General features: G+C 35.9%; 17 protein-coding genes. 5 read left to right on the forward strand and 12 right to left on the reverse strand.

Annotated elements, in window-relative coordinates; translation table 11 throughout:
- Positions 1-398 precede the first annotated feature (398 nt).
- The 5 genes from ACOVQ4_RS12475 (at position 399) to ACOVQ4_RS12495 (ending at position 5,466) form a co-directional block, all read left to right on the forward strand.
- Positions 399-1,445, forward strand: coding sequence for an acyltransferase family protein (locus ACOVQ4_RS12475; protein WP_421820971.1), 1,047 nt, complete (start codon positions 399-401; stop codon positions 1,443-1,445).
- Complete coding sequence (locus tag ACOVQ4_RS12480) at positions 1,442-2,596, forward strand: glycosyltransferase (RefSeq protein ID WP_421820972.1); 1,155 nt, start codon at positions 1,442-1,444, stop codon at positions 2,594-2,596. Before ACOVQ4_RS12475 ends, ACOVQ4_RS12480 begins: the two co-directional genes overlap by 4 nt.
- Before the next feature lie 11 nt (positions 2,597-2,607).
- Positions 2,608-3,516 carry a glycosyltransferase family 2 protein gene (locus tag ACOVQ4_RS12485; RefSeq protein ID WP_421820973.1) on the forward strand — a complete coding sequence of 303 codons (909 nt, stop codon included), beginning with the start codon at positions 2,608-2,610 and terminating at the stop codon, positions 3,514-3,516.
- An 83-nt stretch (positions 3,517-3,599) separates the two neighbouring features.
- Entirely contained in the window at positions 3,600-4,151 is a 552-nt protein-coding gene (locus ACOVQ4_RS12490; protein WP_421820974.1) for a WcaF family extracellular polysaccharide biosynthesis acetyltransferase, read from the forward strand.
- A gap of 112 nt (positions 4,152-4,263) precedes the next feature.
- The gene (locus ACOVQ4_RS12495) at positions 4,264-5,466 is read left to right on the forward strand and encodes a glycosyltransferase family 4 protein (protein WP_421820975.1); all 1,203 of its coding nucleotides are present in this window, start codon (positions 4,264-4,266) and stop codon (positions 5,464-5,466) included.
- A gap of 433 nt (positions 5,467-5,899) precedes the next feature.
- Here ACOVQ4_RS12495 and ACOVQ4_RS12500 read toward each other — a convergent pair whose 3' ends face one another.
- The 12 genes from ACOVQ4_RS12500 to ACOVQ4_RS12555 all read right to left on the reverse strand — a co-directional run.
- Positions 5,900-7,033, reverse strand: coding sequence for a hypothetical protein (locus ACOVQ4_RS12500; protein ID WP_421820976.1), 1,134 nt, complete (start codon positions 7,031-7,033; stop codon positions 5,900-5,902).
- A gap of 146 nt (positions 7,034-7,179) precedes the next feature.
- Positions 7,180-8,157, reverse strand: a complete 978-nt coding sequence (locus ACOVQ4_RS12505) for a hypothetical protein (RefSeq protein ID WP_421820977.1) — start codon at positions 8,155-8,157, stop codon at positions 7,180-7,182.
- A 17-nt stretch (positions 8,158-8,174) separates the two neighbouring features.
- The gene (locus ACOVQ4_RS12510; protein WP_421820978.1) at positions 8,175-9,206 is read right to left on the reverse strand and encodes a glycosyltransferase family 9 protein; all 1,032 of its coding nucleotides are present in this window, start codon (positions 9,204-9,206) and stop codon (positions 8,175-8,177) included.
- Between the two features lie 148 nt (positions 9,207-9,354).
- The gene (locus ACOVQ4_RS12515) at positions 9,355-10,335 is read right to left on the reverse strand and encodes a glycosyl transferase (RefSeq protein ID WP_421820979.1); all 981 of its coding nucleotides are present in this window, start codon (positions 10,333-10,335) and stop codon (positions 9,355-9,357) included.
- 74 nt (positions 10,336-10,409) lie between these two features.
- Positions 10,410-11,564, reverse strand: coding sequence for a glycosyltransferase family 4 protein (locus ACOVQ4_RS12520; protein WP_421820980.1), 1,155 nt, complete (start codon positions 11,562-11,564; stop codon positions 10,410-10,412).
- 103 nt (positions 11,565-11,667) lie between these two features.
- Positions 11,668-12,489, reverse strand: a complete 822-nt coding sequence (locus ACOVQ4_RS12525; RefSeq protein WP_421820981.1) for a glycosyltransferase family 2 protein — start codon at positions 12,487-12,489, stop codon at positions 11,668-11,670.
- 368 nt (positions 12,490-12,857) lie between these two features.
- Positions 12,858-13,850 (reverse strand): hypothetical protein, encoded by a 993-nt coding sequence (locus ACOVQ4_RS12530; protein WP_421820982.1) that lies wholly within the window; start codon positions 13,848-13,850, stop codon positions 12,858-12,860.
- 2 nt (positions 13,851-13,852) lie between these two features.
- Positions 13,853-14,467 carry a hypothetical protein gene (locus ACOVQ4_RS12535; RefSeq protein WP_421820983.1) on the reverse strand — a complete coding sequence of 205 codons (615 nt, stop codon included), beginning with the start codon at positions 14,465-14,467 and terminating at the stop codon, positions 13,853-13,855.
- A gap of 278 nt (positions 14,468-14,745) precedes the next feature.
- Positions 14,746-15,390 carry an imm11 family protein gene (locus ACOVQ4_RS12540; RefSeq protein ID WP_421820984.1) on the reverse strand — a complete coding sequence of 215 codons (645 nt, stop codon included), beginning with the start codon at positions 15,388-15,390 and terminating at the stop codon, positions 14,746-14,748.
- 4 nt (positions 15,391-15,394) lie between these two features.
- Complete coding sequence (locus ACOVQ4_RS12545; protein ID WP_421820985.1) at positions 15,395-17,737, reverse strand: polymorphic toxin-type HINT domain-containing protein; 2,343 nt, start codon at positions 17,735-17,737, stop codon at positions 15,395-15,397.
- Positions 17,738-18,011: 274 nt separating this feature from the next.
- Positions 18,012-18,470, reverse strand: coding sequence for a hypothetical protein (locus ACOVQ4_RS12550; protein WP_421820986.1), 459 nt, complete (start codon positions 18,468-18,470; stop codon positions 18,012-18,014).
- 627 nt (positions 18,471-19,097) lie between these two features.
- A partial coding sequence (locus ACOVQ4_RS12555; protein ID WP_421820987.1) for a hypothetical protein occupies positions 19,098-20,182 on the reverse strand: 1,085 nt, incomplete at its 5' end.

Below are 20,182 nucleotides of genomic sequence, written 5' to 3' on the forward strand. Positions count from 1 at the left end.
TTAATGTTTTAATAATTAAGGATATTTATTTTGTAGTTTAGGCAACAGGCAAGAGGCACAAGGCAAAGAGTGTTAATGTTTCAATAATTAAGGATATTTATTTTGTGGTTTAGGCAACAGGCAAGAGGCACAAGGCAAAGAGTGTTAATGTTTTTAATTGTTATGGATATTTATTTTGTGGTTTAGGCGATTGGCAAGAGGCACAAGGCAAAAGGCAAAGAGTATTTAGTAATGATAGATCTGTTTTTACCGAAAGCCAAAACCTGAAAGCCGATACCTGAAAGCCGATACCCCAAAGCCGAAAGCCGAGTACTTAAATTTATTTTGACCTAACAAATAGATAATTCCTTCATGTAAGAAAAGAAAAGGAAGCGCCCACGCTCTTCTTTTTAACCATTATGTCTCAAAAAAAAATAATAAATTCTATTCAAATACTAAGAGGACTGGCTGCTGTGGTGGTAGTGATATACCATGTTTCGGGTTATATGAAAATGCACTATTCTCAAACCATATTTGGAGATATATTTAGGATTGGATTCGCTGGTGTAGATTTGTTTTTTGTGATAAGTGGATTTATCATATATTTTACGGCAAAGGATTATTTGAATAAACCCGAAAGATTTCAGGACTATTGGAAAAAACGTATTATACGGATTTACCCGATTTATTGGCTCGTTGTAATTGGTATACAAGTACTACAATGGTTATTGTCAAAACAGTTGAATATAGCCAGTTTTTCGACAGAATATGAAGGGGGAATCTTGCAACACTTAGGCACCTATACGCTCTTTCCTCATCATGTAGCCATCGACCCTGTTACTTGGACATTGAGTTATGAGTTGTACTTCTATGTTCTTTTTTCTTTGCTAATACTTTCTCGCAAACTTTGGGTGGTGCCTTTTGTGGTTTTAATAGTTTCTATTTTCAATACATTCACAGAACCCGAACACAGCCGAAATTATTACGACTTCCTCTTTAGTAATTTTCACTATGAATTTTTAATGGGGGTATTAATTTGCTATTTTTCTGATAAACTTCGATTTTCCAAGCTGATGTCTTTGGGCATTTTAGGACTTGCAATTGCTATTATTATAGTTTGGGGCTATGAAGTTGGCGATTCTGATAACATCAAACGGATTTTGGTTTTTGGGTTTGCTGCTTCATTACTTTTGATAAGTATGCTTAATTTGGAACAACACGGCTATCTTCCAGCTCCTAAATTCTTGATGCTTTTGGGTGGAGCTTCGTATGTGTTGTATCTAATTCATTTTCCTTTTTTATTGATTCTCAACAAATTTCCGACCATGCTTGGGATTATCCTAGATACCAACATGATGTCGGTTTATAATTATACTATCATTTTTATCAACATTTTTGTAGCTATATTCCTACATCAGAAACTAGAATTACCATTAACCTCTTTTTTAAGCAAACGTTTCAAGTGAGTCAGACCTTAAGAATATTACATATATGTGCCTATACTTGGGATATAGGTGGCCCACCAAAGGTAATTTACGACAATGCGGTTGTTCAATTGGCCAACGGTGCATCAGTTACCATCTTGACCCCCATTTCAGAAGGACAAAAGCTATATCCTTTGCCAGAGGGAGCAAATATCGTAACTTGTAAAAGACACGCATTAGCGCGTTTTTGGGCAGAATTTTCGCCTGAATTGTATCAATGGCTAAAAAAGCATGGTAACCAATTTGACGTAATTCATATTCATGGAATTTGGCATTTTGCGAGTGTTGCACCTTTTATTCTGGGTTTAAATGTGGCCAAATGTATCACTGTTCACGGTTTGCTTGACCCTTGGGCATATCGTAATGGGTATTGGAAAAAAAGATTTTTTAGGTGGTTGTTTCAGAAAAAAGCCTTGCAAAATGCTGAAATGATTCATGTATTTAATAAGGAAGAAGCGCATGATGTGACTGATTTTTTGGGCGAACCTCATCGCAATATGGTCATGATTCCGAACGGAATAGATTTGAAGCCATTTGAACAATTACCGCCCAAAGGCTATTTTCGTCAAAAGCTGAATTTTCCTGCTGACAAAAAAGTCATCCTATTTTTGAGTCGTATAAACATCAAAAAGGGCCTAGATTTACTGTTACCAGCTGTCAAAGAGTTGGCGCAGCAGCGGAATGATTTTATCCTTGCCTTAGCAGGACCAGACGATGGGTATTTAGCCATTACCCAAGAATTTATTCGAGAACACCAAGCCGAGAATTATATCCAATGGATTGGAATGAAAACAGGTGAGGAAAAGCTTGCGGCCTTTGCCGATGCCGATTTGTTTGTACTTCCTTCGCATTCAGAAGGTTTTTCGATTGCAACCTTGGAAGCCTTGGTGGCTGGTACGCCCTCTGTACTGTCCGATAAAGTAGGTTTTGCAGAGCAAATTATCAAAACCCAGTCGGCTGTGGTTATAGCGCTTACGTCTGAGTCGATTCGAGAGGGCATTGTGAAAATTTTGGATAATCAAGACTTTGCTCAAAAGATAGCCCAAAATGCGCAAGAACTTGTCAAAACTCAGTATGATATTCGGGTAGTAGGCAAGCGAATTTTACAAGAATTTGAAAAAATAAAGAAATAATTGATTGCAGTATGCACAAAGATATATCGGTAATTATCCTAACCTTCAACGAGGAAAAACATATTGCACGTTGTATAAAGTCTATTTTACCATTTACAAATAAAATTTTTATTGTTGATTCTGGCTCAACAGATAAGACCGTAGAAATTGCCGAAAAACTTGGGGCAGTGGTAAAATATAACCCTTGGGTAAATTATGCTCAACAATTCAACTTTGGGATTGAGAATATTCCTTTCCAAACGAAATGGTTGATGCGAATGGATTCTGACGAGTACATTATGCCAGAATTGGCCGAAGAAATTTCGACTAAATTGGAAATGCTCGAAAAGGACGTTTCAGGTATTTATGTCAAAAGGAGAGTAATGTTTTTTAATAAATGGATAAAGCACGGTGCTTACTATCCGATTTGGTTATTAAGAATCTGGCAAAGAGGCAAAGGGGTTTGTGAGGAAACATGGATGGACGAGCACATCAAGATTACAGAAGGAATAACCCAAAATTTTGAGCATGACATCGTAGATCATAACCTCAATAATCTGACATGGTGGACACAAAAGCACAATCTGTACGCCATTCGAGAGGTTATTGATTTGCTTAATATGAAATATGATTTTAGGGATTTTGAATCGGTAGAGCCTCGATTGTTTGGGTCGCAGGAGCAAAGAAAAAGATTTTTGAAAATGAAATACGCATCTTTACCGCTATTTACAAGACCCTTTATGTATTTTGTATATAGATATTTTATTCGACTGGGATTTTTGGATGGGACCAAGGGCTTGGTATGGCATTTTTTACAAGGCTTTTGGTATCGATTTTTGGTAGATGCAAAAATTTATGAGGTTTATCAAAGAGTTGGGAAAGAAAAGAATGCAATTATTGATTTTTTTCAAAAAGAATATAATAAGAATCTCCGTATATAGTTAGAATAGAGAGCGAGTTTTTGAAAAAACGATACGCATACTCATTGATGACTTATTTCGTTTTACTTGTAAATTTGAAGACAATGCTCAAAACAGATTTGTCCAAATATGATAACTCATGGTATAAACCAGGCTCAAAAGTAAAAATTATCCTTTGGTTTTTGGTGAACTCCTGTTTTATAAATAATTATCTACCAATACCCGTTGTTGTTAAGGTGATGATTTTAAGACTATTTGGCGCCAAAATTGGCCAAGGAGTAATGATAAAACCCAAAGTGAATATAAAATATCCATGGTTTTTGAGTATAGGAGACCACGTTTGGATAGGAGAGGAGGTCTGGATTGATAATTATACTTGGGTAACATTAGCCAACAATACCTGTATTTCGCAAGGAGCTATGCTGCTAACTGGAAACCATGATTATAAAAGCACGGGTTTTGGTCTGATGATAGGTGAAATAAAACTGGAGGAGGGAGCTTGGATAGGAGCCAAGTCGGTGGTATGCCCCAATGTGACCGTTTACTCACATAGCGTACTTTCTGTTGGTTCTGTTGCAACCAAAGACTTAGATTCGTACTCTATTTACCAAGGCAACCCTGCCACCAAAGTAAGAGATAGGCGTATTTTATCATAGGATTTCTTGTTGTTTTCGAGAATAGTTGTAAATTCGACAATAAATTTTGAGGAGTTTTCCTGAAATTGCTCTTGCTAAAAAAACGAACTGTAGAGCATTTAGTTAAGTGGTTATGAATAATATTTTTACTGAAATATACAATGATAGGCTTTTTCAAATCATAGTTTCAGCAATCGTGGCTGCCGCTTCATCTGTCGCTTCGATTCCTGTAATTATTAAGATTTCTCGTTTGAAAAACCTTATGGCTGAGCCTGGAGAAAGAAGCTCACACGTAAAGAAAACCCCAACACTAGGTGGTGTGGCTATTTTTGCGTCTACTTTATTTAGCTATTTCTTGTGGAGCAATCCTGATGAGGGCGAATTTGTTCACCTTTCTATATCTGCTACTGTCATACTATTTTTTTTAGGTGTCAAAGACGATATTTTGGTATTGTCTCCCAAAAAAAAGATGTATGTACAAATTGCTGCATCGGCCTTGGTGGTGGTGTTTGGAGATGTTCGCCTCGAGAATCTTTTCGGAATTTTTGGTATTGATGAAATTCCCTATTTGTTGAGCCTTCCCTTGACAGTATTCGTATTTATCGCATTAATCAATGCTATCAACCTCATTGATGGGATAGATGGGTTAGCTGGTGGCATCGGCATGATTTGTGGAGGATTGTTTGGCTTGTGGTTTTATCTCAACGGGTATTTTGCCTTGGCTTGCTTGGCTTCTTCTATGGCAGGCTCACTATTTGGTTTCCTTCGTTTTAATTATTCCAAAACCTCAAAGATTTTTATGGGAGATACGGGCTCCCTCATAGTAGGTTTTATCCTTACGATGTTTGCTATCAAATTTGTACAACTCAATATTGCGTATCGATTTGACCCGAATGCTTTGTTCAGTGCCCCAATTTTAGCTATCGTAGTGTTAATCGTCCCGATTTTCGATACACTTCGAGTATTTATTGTAAGACTAAAAGATAAGAAATCTCCTTTTGTTGGCGACCGAAATCACTTGCATCATATCTTGATTGATAGTGGAATGACCCATTTACAAGCTTCTATGATACTTTGGGTTTTTACAGTAGTTTCAACAATTGCTTTTTTGTTTATAACCAAAAATACTGATAACACTACCTCTTTGTATATATTGGCTGGCTTGTTTGGAGTATATATGTGGTTTTCTCATATCCTCAAGGCTCGCAATGCAGCACGTCAGGAAATTGCAGAGGAGCATGTAGAGGTAAAACAAAAAGAGATTCAAGAGCAACAACCACAGTCATTGAAGTTGGAGGAGAAAAAAATAGTAAAACCTGCGTTGGAGGTACGTTGATTAATTGATAAAATCCAAATGGGTATTCTTTAAGATATAACTACCAAGATATACTTCTTCACGAAATTAGTGATTGGGGAAATAGGTTGAATTTTGTACTTAAGTATGAATGCAGAATTATATTTAAGTTTTGTGTTTTAGGGACAAGGCAACAGGCACAGCGTGTTAAAATGTTTTTAACGACCACAGACATGGATTTTTCCCATAGCCCACCGCCTAAAGCCGATACCTGAAAGCTTAAAGCACAATCTTAAACTTTATTTTGCGTACTAACTTAGGCAAGATATGTGATGATAGCAACTTTAGGAGAGTAACATCTAGCATGGTAGCAAGAAAAAAGCGGTCGAAAAACATTTTCCGACCGCTTTTTTCTTGAAAACTTGAAGAATCACCCCAAATTATAAATTTGGGATGACTAATGTTTATTATGGTATTAGGGAATATATTTTGCAGTTTCTTTGAGTTTCTTGTCAATTCTATTGAGAACTATTTCACTGTTTTTGAGTTTCTCGATACTTTCTTTAGAGCCATTATCTACTTCCTGTTTTAAGGCATCCCTTATGGCTGTCCATTTTACCTTTTGTTGATTCAATAGTTCTTGCTGAAGAATTGCCTCATCTTGGCTAAGCTTTCGTTTGGTTCTTTTAGCACCATCTTTAGAAGACTTACTTGTACTATTATCGAAAGATTCGTCATTGGATTGACTTGAAGTGGTACTTCCTTCATTCGACTGATTCGTAGTTGTTGCGCTACTTGTATTGCTACTTGGTATTGATGGATTGCTAGAATTGGTATCAATGCCTAGTTCTTCACTCAACTGAGCATTGGCTTTGGCAATTGCCGCCGAGTCGCTGTTGATTGACGTTGTGATTTTACTCGAATCTACAACCGCAATGTTATCGCCATTGAGTTTATGACTGTTGCTATTATACCACAAAAAGAATGCAATACCTCCAGCAATCAACCCCAAACTTGTCCACAAAATTAAAGAGTTAGTTTCTTTGTCTTTATCCTTAACAGTGGTTTTTTGGGGGGTATTTTTGGTTACTGTTTGGCTCTCAATCTTTTTATCAGGGGCTTTGATAATAGGAGCTTCCTCAGCGGCTTTACTATTGATAACCTCCATAATCACGAGGTTAATTTTTAGTTTTTTCTTAACTACGTCTACCGAACTATGTAAGTTCTGAATTCCATTTTCAGGAGTTTCACTTTTTTGTAAAATATCGTCAATTTCGGTATCTGAAAGATGCTTACGTAAACTTTCGCTACAAATGAGCAGTTTGTCACCCTCATTAAGGGTAAAGCTAATAATATCGAGTTTTGAAGGGCGAGCCAAAAATTGAAGTTTATGACCACTTCTACTCAAATAACAGTGCGTATCGCTAATCCAGTTCATTAAAGAAGTATCTGCCAAATCCCATGAAACTTGTAATTCATGGTCTGGATTTGATTCCTTAGCGATTTTTGTCCCTAAATGAAAAACCTGCAAAATAGAGTCTCTCATGGCACGGTATGCAGTTTCTGAATCTTCTGGCTCAAGAATATTTTGTGAATAATTTGTATCCATTGTAAGGAGTATAGGAATGTCGTGGATTCCGTAGTAGAGGTTATAAGATTGATTACTACTTTGCTATTAACGAACGATTAGAAAGTACAAAAAACATGCCGAATCTCTACTGCTTTGTCCACTATAGATGGATATATGAGCCTAAGTTATTGTATCTCAAATTCTTCAATCCATTTAATCATTTTTAAACAACCTTTTTCGATAGCGGCACTCAAAAAGTTTTTATTGTTTTGAATCATCATTTTTCCCATACTTGGTGTGTGTTGACCGTATTTTTGGTATGGAATGAGGCTTTTGATATATTGGCTATGTAGTTGTTTAAGAACTTTAAGGGTAGACGTCGGTACACCCAATTGATTGTTGAAGTATTTTTTTGAAGAATCAAGGGTTAAATGTTGCCACTGAAGTATATGTAATGGAAATGATTGAGCCACGACATAATGACCATTCTCATCGATTGAGAGCGGATTTTCGACCCAATTGTACGGGTGATAATGAATGCCTATTTCTGACTGAATATATACCTTTTCTTGAAAAATAGGGATAAAATTTAACCACAGTTGTTCTGCTCCAAATCCGTGACAAAAATCGAAGTAGCCTTTCTCTTTTGTCCTTGCTTTCCAATAGCTCAGAAAACTTTCTGCTTGTATACTCGGCTTGTATGCCCAAAAGCCAGCATTATAGAGCCCTGCATTCAAGAAAGTAGGCTCATTAATAGGGTTTTTAGGATTACGCTGTTGAGTTATATTAGGACTTAAAACGATGTCATATTCTTCAAGAATCTGCCAAGTTTTTGTTAAAGATTGAAAAAGTTGAGTTTGGCTCTCAAGAAAAATAATTTTGCTTGCTTGATATCTTTTTTCTAAATAAGACGCAAAATAAGGCTTCAACGAACGGGTAAATTCATCGACGGTATATCTTTCTGCCATTTCTGATAAAAAAGGTAATCCCAACTCATCTGCGCTTATGATAGGAAATGTTTCGACAGGCCAATTGCTGGGCAGACGGTCTGCCAGACCAATAACAAATTGTGTATTTGGTTCGTATTTTTGCAAGTCTTTTCCCAAGGCCAACGCAAATGGAATTTGAGAAATTGAGCAAACTGTATAGACTAATTGTATCATATTCGAATAGAAAACGGTTAGGATTTTGAAGTGCCTTGAATATGTTTTTCTACCACATCCCAAACTATTTCAAATGGCAACTCGGAGCAAGGCTTTTGCTCGTCGGTAATTATAAGGGCGTTGTTGGTAGCATATCCACCCGAATAAGGTAAATATTTGTCAAAATGTACGAACTTCCCAAACAATAGCAATCCGTAAGTACCAACAGCATTAGCCAAGTGTGCTGGGCCACTATCTACGCCCATGAAGAATTGTGCACGACGGATAATTTCTGCAGTTTGGAGTAAACTAAATTTTCCACAACAATTGATATATCCTGGCAAGGATTGATTCAAACTGCTTTTTAGACCCACTTCAACCACATGAAAGCCAAGGGCATAGAGGCGTTGAATAAGATTTTCCCAATGATAGGTCTGCCAATCTTTTGGAGAAAAATTGGAATGGCAATGAATCGCAACAAATTTTTGTGGTAAATCCTGCTGGTCTATTTTGGATTCATCCTCTTTACTAATGTATACTTTGGGTGTTTCTTGACTCAAGGGTAAGCCACTTACCTTGGCAAATACTTCCAATAAGTTTCCGAATTGAAAATAGTTTTTTACATGGATACCAATTTTTTCGGCATAAGGGTTTGTCAGAAACGTCAAAGTTGGTATGTGAAGGCGCAACTCGGGCATGTGTAGGTTATAGAAAACATCGAAGTTATGATGTTTGGTAGTTACAATGCTCTGAAAAAGGTTAGTTTCCTCAATGGTATAATCTATGTAAGGATTGCTATCAATAAGTTCCCTAAACGGCTTACGAACAATCCAAAATACCTTACTATCAGGATGTTTTTGTTTGATTAGCCGCGAAAGTGGTTCTGCTGCAACAATGTCTCCGAAGTGTTCTGCCAACAATACCCCAATCATTTGTTTGTTTGGATTGGTAAGTTTGACCCACCGAACCAATAAGTTACTTTGTGCAAACCGCCACATGGGGATATACTGCTGAACTATATACTTTTCGTACCGATGTTTCCAGAGGTCTATGAAACGTTGAATACCCATAATTACTTTGAGATTTGTCTGAAATTAAGTTCGTGGGCAAAATGAAATTAGTTTTACCCGCTCTAGGCTTTAAGCAATTTGCTGTAAACAGAAAGTTTACGAGTGTTTTTCATGAAATCATGAATTTCTTTTGCCGAAAGCGTATTAACTAACGATTTAATAGGGAAACCATTTTGTGAAAAGGCATTTGTAATGCTTTTCTGACACGCTTGTAACGCTTTATTTTAGGTGGTTTTATATAAAAACAAGGTATTTTTATATAATAATCGTTAAAATTATCTTTCAGTTTTTGGGCATAATACTGAAACAAGGGCACAATGTCAGGTCTATTCTCGAAGCTCGAACGGTTTTGATATTTCGAAACTTCATTCGGCTTTTTTAGCTCATATCCGCTATAATGAAAGAAAATCAGCGGTTTGCCATTGACAAAATACTTTCCATTCTGACTGCTTACAGTACGCTCGTGCAAATTCCAATAGGCTATGTTATAGCCAGGGTATTTATCGACCAATACGTCATTAGGGTAAAATAGAGGCACAAAATTAATCCAATGCTGATCTACAAATAATCCATTACAAAGGTCAATTCTACAATCTTTTTCTAAGCGATCTTTCCACCAGTTTACCATGTGATAAGTTGCCTCGCTCCTTGAAGTAGCAATAAATCCTAGGTTGTACAATCCTGTACTTAAATGGTCGGTTTCTTTAGTATTAAAATCATCGTTGATAGGTGAGCAAATGTGAGGCGTTACTACCATCGGGTACTTTTTCAATGAATCTTCAAGCGGTTTCAAGCTATCGAAAACAATGATGTCAGGGTCAAAATAAATGACGTTTTGAATATCTGGGCGATTTTTATAAAAATAATCGATAAAATAAGGCTTTACTGCGGTGTTGAGCTCGGTAATATTATAAATCTCACACATTTGGTCAAATGATTCGATATTGATTTTGTCAATTTCGAGCATTTGAAATGGAGGAATTTTGTCTGGTTCAAGCTCTACTTTGTCGAGCCTATCTACCAAACCTATCACAAATTCTATGGATGGATTTTGTTCTTGTAAGGACTGTCCCAATGTTTGAGCTTGAGCCAGATAATTAATAGAACAAATGGTGAATGCTAAAGTCATAATCGTATTTGGGAATTACTATGGGCAAATAGTGCCACGATAATTAAGCTTGTTTCGGGTTCGGTGCTGAACTATTATGCAATGCCTAAAATTGTCAAAAATTCTTGAAAAGCTTTTTCTGTCGAATGTCTTTGAAGGACTTTTTTGCGAGCTATTCGTCCCATTTCAGCACTAAGTTCTGGATTTTCTTTAAGAGTAAGAATAGCTTTTGACATGGCTTCTAGTGACAAATAAGGAACAACCATTCCTGCGTCTGTTTGGATTAAATCCTGAGCGCCACCTGCCTTCTCAAAGCATAACATTGGTTTTTGTAATAACGCTGCCTCCAAAACCACCAAAGGATAGGGGTCTTCGCGAGAAGTGAGTGCAAAAATATCGAAAACTGAAAGGTAATCAAGCGGATTACTCACAGTTTCCACAAATTTGATATTGGAAATGCCTAAACGTTGGATATCTATCGAAAAAATCTTGAAATCATTTTGTGCATGAGACCCACCCACCCATAGAAAATACACATTTTGTTCGCGCAAGATATGAGCAAGCTGTAAAAACAAGTCTGTTCCTTTTCGCAAATCAATCGTTCCCATGCCACCAACCACAAAGGCATCTTGGGGGATTCCAAGTTCATGTCTGAGGGCTTGAACGCGTGTTTCGGTAATCTGATATGCCAGGGCCGATTCGGGTAGGAGTGAACTTAAAATTTCTATTTTTTGCTCCGAAATACCAAATTGTTGAAGCAGATTTTGTTTTACAGAATTAGCGCAAGCAATAAATTTTTGAGTCCCACGTAGGGTATTTTCTATGGCTTGTGGAGTTCCATTGTACATCTCAATCCCCATACGGAGCTCGTGAATATACGAATAAATAGGGCAATTGAGCTGACCTAATTCTTCAAAGATATCTCCATTTGTAAAAGTATTAGAAACAATTAAATCAAACTTTTTACCTGCAAGAATTTGCCAAACTGGATTAATCTCAGTCGTACTTTGTCCTATTTTAGCTTTAATTTTATGTAGGATTTGACTTTTAAGTCCGAGAGGTTTTTCTTGGTGAAGAATATAAGTTGGAGCAATTGATTGGTACTCTTCAACTAGAGGGCCGTCGTGTTTGAGAAGTATAGAAAACTGAACTTTACCATACACTTTTAATAATTTCAAAAACCTAAGTAGTAAAATTTGAGCGCCTGCACGGTTGGCATCATGACCCACAAAAAGTATGTTTTGTATCATAAAAAAAAAGCCTCGACGGAGATTTGGATTTCAAAATTACAAAATAATCTCGGATTCTCTGAACCTTCCACTCGTTCATCTCAAGAATGCTGAGCTTATAGTGCTATTTCAAACTAGCAAGAATTCCTTCATAACGAATTATAGTTTTACTTAAAGTTTTTTGTAATTCCTCGTCAGCCTCGGCCAATAGTGCCTCAAACATCTGTTTACGATTTTCCAAAAAAAAGTAGTTTTGAGCTGTATGGATATTGGTCATACCCCCACGGTGTTTACGGTAGCAACCCATACTTTCGGGAAAGTACTTTATTTTGCCGAACTTTACTGCCTGCATGAAAATCCCGATATCGCCACTAGCGCTTTTCCACCACCAAGGAGCCAAACCATTTTTGAAAACATTTCGAAAAACGGTACTGGCTGTACCCAAAATCCATTCCTCGTCTTTATACAAATCATTCAGCGTTGAAACCTCCTTTTGGTTCAATTGATTAAAAGGATGACTTTCGGAGCCATCTTCATATATAACTTCCAATTGGTGATGGGTAAGAGCAAAATCTGGATGTTGGTCCAGAAAATCTACTTGTTTTTGGAGTTTATATGGGTCAGTCCAGTAATCGTCTCCCTCACACAAGGCAATATATTCGCCTTGTGCTTTACCAAAAATAAAGGCTACATTGTTTTTGCCGCCAAATTCAGGAGGTGAACTTGGTCCAAGATTAGTTGGATGCAAATACGCTTTAATCTGAGGATAACGCTGGCTATATGTCTGAATGATTTCGGCACTGTTGTCTGTAGAAGCATCATCGCCGATGATAATTTCATATTCGAAATTCACCTGCTGAGCGAGAGCACCCTCTAACATTTGAGCAATGAATTTACCATGATTATACACAGGTACGAGGATACTTACTTTGGGCAAATTTTCCATAAATCAAATTTTGAGCTTAGTTTAAACAAGGAGCCCACAAAAATGCTAGGAAAATGCCGAGGAAGCAAAGATAATTTGGGGAATGTTTCAAAGATTTGATTTCATTGCCATATAAAAACTCAGCAATACTTTTTGTAATACTTTTTGAATACTTTTTCTAATAATCATTAAAATCTGTAAGTTTTTTCAGGAAAGGAATAGATCTAATACGTTAGTATTGTCAAAAGAGTGGAGCTCTAGAAATGTCAATGGAATATATCCTAATTAAATGGATAAAATTGCAAATCGTTCATTATTAGCTCCTAAAATGGGTAGGACGACTATTCCTTTCCTTACCATTCAAGTATTAAGGGGATATCTCATTATATTTAGTCTTCAAAGATAAACAATTGATTGGCGGAGCTACGAAGATATAATTTGCTATTATGGTAAAACACTTGCTCAAATTGACAGCCAGATGCTTCTGGTACTTCTTGAAGAAAATCAATTCTCTTAGTCTTAATATCAAAACGCCCAAAGCGTGGAGCATGGGAGGGTTCTCCATGTATTGAATATACATTATCTACAAAATAAAGTTTATTCTCATGTAAATACTGCATTTGCCAGTTTAGGGCTACATTTTCTAATAAAACTGAAAAATCAGGAGTGCCATTTTCTATACTTTTATGCTGTAAATCAATAATTTGATAATTATTTCCAGATAATTTGCTACACCAAAACGATACTAACAAGCCTCGCTCAGAGTCAAATGAGAAGGCTCCATAAAGGATAGGAATTTCCCAAAGTACTCTACCAGTTATCAGCTCTATTACTACCAAATTAGTCCCTTCATGATTTCCTTTGGTAAATACAAGATTATCATTCCAAACATAAAATTTACCTGCCTCTTTTCCTTCGCCACAATCGTAATCCCAATAGGTTTCTGTATCAAGTAAATTTGAGCAACGAAAGTAAGTAGGTGCTGAAAATGGGTCTGTAAAATGTAACCTAAATCGACGATTTAGTAAAATACCAATAACATTATTCTCCTCTTTAAGAAGTATATTTTGATGGTAAAATAAATATTTCTCTTCTTCTTTTCCACATCTTATTATGTAATTTGAAAAGCCGTCAAAAAAAGCAATGCCTACAGGGTTTTCTACTTGGAACGTAGTAATTTTCTGAAACTTTAAATTATATATATCAATATTTGAATTGATAACCACAAAAATATATTTGTCTGAATAGGAAATACGTTTGTAGTGGACAAATTTGATGGTTTGGCTTTCTAAGTTGGTATAAACGTTATTTCTTTTGAAGATTATATCTTCTTTAAATATCCAGAGAGAATCAATACTGTATTGTATTTCAACTAGTTCCATGTTTATTTTAATGTAAAAATTTGACTAAACTTTTGCTTCAATAATAATTTCAAATCACTTCCTGTTGGGTCTATTTTGTTAGTAATAAACTTTTTAGCCAAATCGTTGCTCAAGCTCAAGCCATCAATAGCTGCTTTCATGTTTGCCTCAAAATTAGCAGGGTTCTTCGCTCCATCAAAATACCATTTTAATTGCGATAAATCTGTAATAGCATTGTTGTTCAAGTCATTAATAAACTGTTCAGAAAAATTTGATGGTGGAACTGTACTATATGATTTGAATTCAAAATAACGATTCTTGGAAATACCATTAACTACCACTGCGTTATCAACGATGGCATCATATCGTCTTGTATTAGTACCAATAGTTGTTGATACTTCAAAGGAAGTGGCATTCGAAGGGAAAATACTTGTACCTTCTTTTCGTAAAACAGCAACAACCCAGTTAGCTCCGTCTGCACCGGCGCCATTGTACCAATCAGCTTTTAGACCGCTAATTACAGCCCCAAATCCCGATTGATTACGATAAATAGCAAAGTTATCTAAATCATCTAGTAAATCAGCTACCGCCGAAGCTCTTGCTCCTAGACCTTTATTTACTGTTATTATTGTCTCCAAATCTACCTGACTAATATGCCCTTTCTAAAGTACTGATTTTGCTTTTTTAAGCATATCTACATTCTTACGTAAAGTAGAATGTACCGATACCGTTTTCCATGCTTCCAGTAAATTATCATCATTCAACACCTTGAGTACATCATCCCCTACATTCTCAAAATCTGCTAAAAACTTCGCTCGGGTGGCGTCGTCTAGGGCGGTAAAGGCGTTGGATGACTTAGGCTATAGAAAAAACACCCCGTTAACAATGAAGCGTTAACGGGGTGTTTTTTCTATTACTATCCTTCATAAGGTGTTACTTCGACTGGCTCAAAAACACACCCTTTGATACCATTGCGCTCTAAGGCTTCTTTGGCTTCTGATGAAACAAAAAGCGGGACTTGATAGTCTTTCAATTTAAATACAGAAGGTAGTCCTAACTCTGGTTCTTTTATTACTAAATTTGAAAAGAAAAGAACATCTAAAAAACCTTTCTCAAAAGAGGAATTGTCAAAGTCAATAATGTCTAAATGATTCAGTAAATATATTGCCACATAATCATTGTTAACAGGTACATCAGATTTCAAATTACCTTCTTCATCAAATGGCTTTTCTAAATAGGTAAAATCTATCATGGTAACTGGTATCGCTGAATAATCAAAGGATGAAATTTCCAACAAAACTTTAAGCATTCTTTTACTAATTATAGGTGTGTATAAGTCAGTATAAGGATAATCATATTGGGGTATCATATCAAAATTAGACTGAAAGTAAAGTATCTTAGGAGGTAAGAACCCACTTTTATGTCTCCAATCATCATTTGCAAAAAGGCTTAAATGAACAGAGAGACTTAAATATTTTTCTTTAGCAACACAGAAGGCATCGTATCCTGGATCCTCAGAATGATATATATCCCACTTTAATATATATGCTGTTTTTTTCATTTTCCTATTTTAATTTTGATGTACCAATTTTTTTTAACTCAATAATAAGTTTTTGCTCAATATCTTTCAATGTTTGTAAGATTATCCCATCTGATACAGTTAACAAATTGCTATATTTTAATTCTAAAATTCTTACATATTCTGTATTTATACTTCTGACATTATCATCCCACTGTGGATGGCTTCCATAATGGAAAGGTAAATCATCTGAAATACCTCTGCCGTATAAATCCCAATCCTCTGCTGTTTGAGCCATGTAAATACCATTTTCTGTTCTATCTACTGTATAAAGCCCTCTTCTTATGGCTTCTTGGTGAATGGGGCTATCTGCTACTACATTGACTGGTACTAAGTGGTGACGTTGGTGATTGAGCGGCATTGCACCAAACTTCGCTTCCAAATTTCGAATAAATAACGCTTGGTTATTTTCTCGAACTTCGCCTGTGTATTTTACTATTATGTCATCTTCTGTGGTAAGTTGAGGTAAACCTTCTGAAGCATCTACGCGTTTTATTAACCTTTTGTTTCCTCTCGTAAAAAAGACATATCCATCAGGTGCTTTTGTAAGTGTATTAATGTCTATTTGTTGGCTAACTAATACTTCTACTTTTTTTGATTTTGTCAGCCAACTAATGTTTGTTCGTTGTGTTTTCGAAAGGTTATTCTTCCAAATATCAACAAGACTAGCATCATCATTCAACACCTTGAGTACATCATCCCCTACATTCTCAAAATCTGCTAAAAACTTCGCTCGGGTGGCGTCGTCTAGGGCGGTAAAGGCGTTGGAGAGTTTTTTATAACCTTTTTGAGTAAGTTTTGACAAAAAGGTATTACAATCGTTGTGTACTAATATCTGGGTATTGCCCACATAATAGTTGTGGGTGTGTGCTACTTCGATATTATACACTTGGGTAAGGGTATCGAGTTGGGTATGGCTCTCTACCGTAGCTAAAGTGCCACTCAGTAGCAATACCTGCATTCCCTTACGCAAAGATTGCGCACTTCTAAAGGCTTTTTCTGTTGGCAGATAATAGGGGTGCTCAGGTGTAGAGTATAGGGTATCTTGCCCTATTACCAATTTTACGAGCTTCTTGGCTGTTTTTGTAAAGGTATTAGTTACACGTTGAAGTACCTTTTTCCCTTTTGCCAAGTCCCATGACCATACTTTATCGCCCTTTTGAAGTCTCTCAATAGATACTCCAGAGGTATCACTTGCTACCTTAGTTCCTGCCACAAAACAGACACTACCCATACAAGCCCTCAAAACCTCATCAACCTCTTCTTTGGTTGTTACTTCTAGGGATTTGTTGGCTTGGATACGTGCAAGTTTCCACTTTGCTAAGGCTTCTAAACCTTCTGCTCCCAAACTCCCAAGCATGTAGAGTTTAGCAAATCTGTTCCAAGTTGCAAGGGTTTCGGGGTCGAGCTTTTCGGCTAATGCTTGGTTGAGTAAAACATCCGTAAGCCCAACCCCCAAATCGGCCATCCCCTTGAGAAGACGATAACCTCGATAAAGATTATAGCCTGCTTCTAGGGCTTCTACTGCCACTGCAATCTCTCCCACCCCAATAGCCATTCCTGCAATATCGATGGTTATGGCTATGGTGGTTTTGGCATTATCCCATTTATTTTTGTTGAAGATAGCATACAACATGGTTCCTGTCAAAGGATAGGTGTTTCCTTTTTTGAAAGAATAAGCACCGATGCTAAAATCCTTATCAAAGTACACATACAGGATATCTGTAGCATTGAGATTGCCTTTATAAATCGTCTTGGAGGCGTAATTAATACCTCCCCCAGAAATTGAACCCAATACAGGACTTGAGTAGTCTTTACCAATGGCTTCGATATAAAGTTGGTTGTTTACAATACTTCCTTTTAGGTTGTCACCAAATATGCCAGTCGCAATATTAATGACAGTGTTATTCCCATTGATAAAAGACTTGGTTAGTCCAGTACTGCCTACGTAGGGCAAAAAATCCCCATTGGTCCAAAGCCAGTTATTGATTAAGGTTGCTAGTCCATAAAGGTCATCTCCCGAAAACTTATCAATGTAGGTGTACAGCAAGCCATCTTTTTTGAGATACACTAACATCGCCTCAGTCTCTAACAGAGATTTGGTACTCGATAGAAGTTTCAAGGTAGCTTTGTTGATATCATACTCACCACTACCTGTTGCTAAACTTGGTTTCAAAACCTCCAGATAGGCTATCTTTTTGGTAGTTGATAGATTTTCTAAACATCGTGCCGAAAAACGTACCAACACAGTATAGGCGATGGAAGCAGCATTGGTTTCGTCCAAGGTAGATTCGTCACATTCTGTTTTATAGAGTTTTTTGCTCGCCAAATTTCCGTTTAAATACTCTGCTATATTGGGTAGGAATAGATGTAATTTTAACCTAATCTGACTTTTCTTAAGATAAAATATTATTTTGTTTATAGATTAATTTCGGAAAACTATTTTTTACCGAAAAATCCAAAAAAATCACACCACATACTTTCTGTGAAAATTAAACACCAAAAGTTAATATTGCTGTGAGTATTGTCGGATAATAAAAGCTAAAAAATACTGATTTTGATAAGCAAGATTGGTTTGTTCGAGGAGTTCTTCTTTTAGAAAGCTATAGGATTCTATCTTTATCCCATTTATTATAAATTCCAATAAAAAATTTACAAACTACTATACAGTACAAATAAGAAATAAAGATACCTAAATAATAATCCATTGAGTATTCAATAAAGTATTTTACATCTGTGTTTATACTATTTATTATACTTTCTGGATGTTTGAATTTAAAAATTACTTGCCAAAATAACACATGAAATAATGAAATAAATGTCAAATTTTTGAATACAGATTGGTTTCTTATAAACACATATACACATAATATAAAAGCATTAATAACTCTATGCATATTTGCTTCGTAAGAACCTTTTACTCCAATTGAGAATTCTTCAGGATATACATGATTAGATCCATAATTTCCCAATCCTTTAGATAAAATAACTATTATGTCCGTAGACAAAGTAATAATGATAGATATTACTATTACTGTGATTGTTAATAAAACTTTTTTCATCTTTTTAGTCTTAAAAATTGCAATTTATAGCTATTATCAAACTCTCTTGCAGAACTAAGCCATGTATCACATTTGTCTACTCCATCAATTTGTCCAAACAACCTATTTAAATATGTAATTCTTCTACCAGCTCCACGAGAGCAAAATGTATTATTATTTCTATCAACTGAAGTAATAATTTCAGCGGGAGAACACATCACCTTTTGTGCAACTTTTGATATTGGGAAATAATAAATTTACATATTAGTATGCTGTAAATATATGATACAATTAGCCATAAATAATAGTCTGGTAAGTATCGAATAAAAAAGAGAAAAACGCTATAAATATCATTGAAATCATGAGGTATTTTAAAATTAAAAAAAGTGAATAAAATGTGATATATCAATGACAATATCATACATCTTATAAATGATTGCTTAGAAACAAAAACAGTCACACATAAAAAAAAAGTGGTCAGTTGTCGTACAAGCATAAATTTATGACCACCAGTTACAGTAAAAAGTAATTCTGGGTAAGTAAAAGAAGGGTTTATAGTTGTGGCATTAGAAAACAGAATAATAAAATTACTACCTAGTAGTACTAGAAAAGAAGTCGCTACAATAGCAATTCCTAATAAAATTTTTTTCATCTTTTTAGTCTTAAAAATTGTAATTTGTGATTATTATCAAACTCTCTTACATTATCAAAGGGAACATTTGTATCACATTTTTCTACTCCATCTAATTGTGCTCCAAATAGCATATCTAATATTCCAGCGCCTCTTCCACCACCTCTTGAACAGAAAGATTTTCTATCTGCACTCACAGATGTGATTATTTCTACATGATAAATACCACAATCAAAGACCATAGATACAATATCACCTTTTTCTACATATTGCTTATTTATATGGGCAAAGAGTGAGCTATTTCGTAGTTCCAAAGCAGAGAAATATTTATTTTGCGTAGTCAATAATCCTGATTTGTAAAGACACTCGCCAACAAAAAAACTACATGTTGCTCCATTTGCGCCAAGATAATAGACATCATATCTATCAGGCCAATCTGCGTATGCTTTCTTTAATTTGTCAAAATCGCCTAAAGTTGCATTATTATCCGCACCGATGCCTGCAATATCTTTTAACACTCGCTTTTTTCTCTCATCTAAGTTTTTTAAATAATCGGTCAGCTTGTCTTTACTCTCTGGAAAATAACTAGGTTTGGAAATATTGTTTTGTAAATTTTTATTTTGTGCAAAGTGCCACACTCTATCTTCGGAGTCAAATAATTCCAGACTTTTTATATATACTGGATTTTCTGCAAGTTGTTCTGCCACGTCTGCGAGATTGGGATGAGGTGCAGGTCTTTTAAGGTCATTATAATCCTCGAAGAGTTTTACCAACGCCTCCGAGTGGCTTTGTGCTTGGGCTAAATTACAAGGACTTAGTAACCAATATCCCAAGAAGTTTTCTGAAAATTCATCTGAAAGACTAGCGTATAAAGTAGGATTTTCTGCACGACGACGTAGCTCGGGCGCATAGCCTGTGCCATTACAGTCTAGCTCGTTGAGGATAGCACTTTTTTCTTGGATGAGTTTTTCATAAATCTTTTTGAGTTCCTCAGAGCCTTGAAAATTACTCCCGTAAGTGTCAGTAATTTGTTTTTGCCAAGCATCCATCCCTTTTTTAACAGCCTTACAAACACTATTATAGCCTGCATAGTCTTCTTTAG

The sequence above is a fragment of the Flectobacillus sp. genome, from assembly GCF_049240685.1.
In the GTDB taxonomy this organism is placed as follows: Bacteria; Bacteroidota; Bacteroidia; order Cytophagales; family Spirosomataceae; genus Flectobacillus.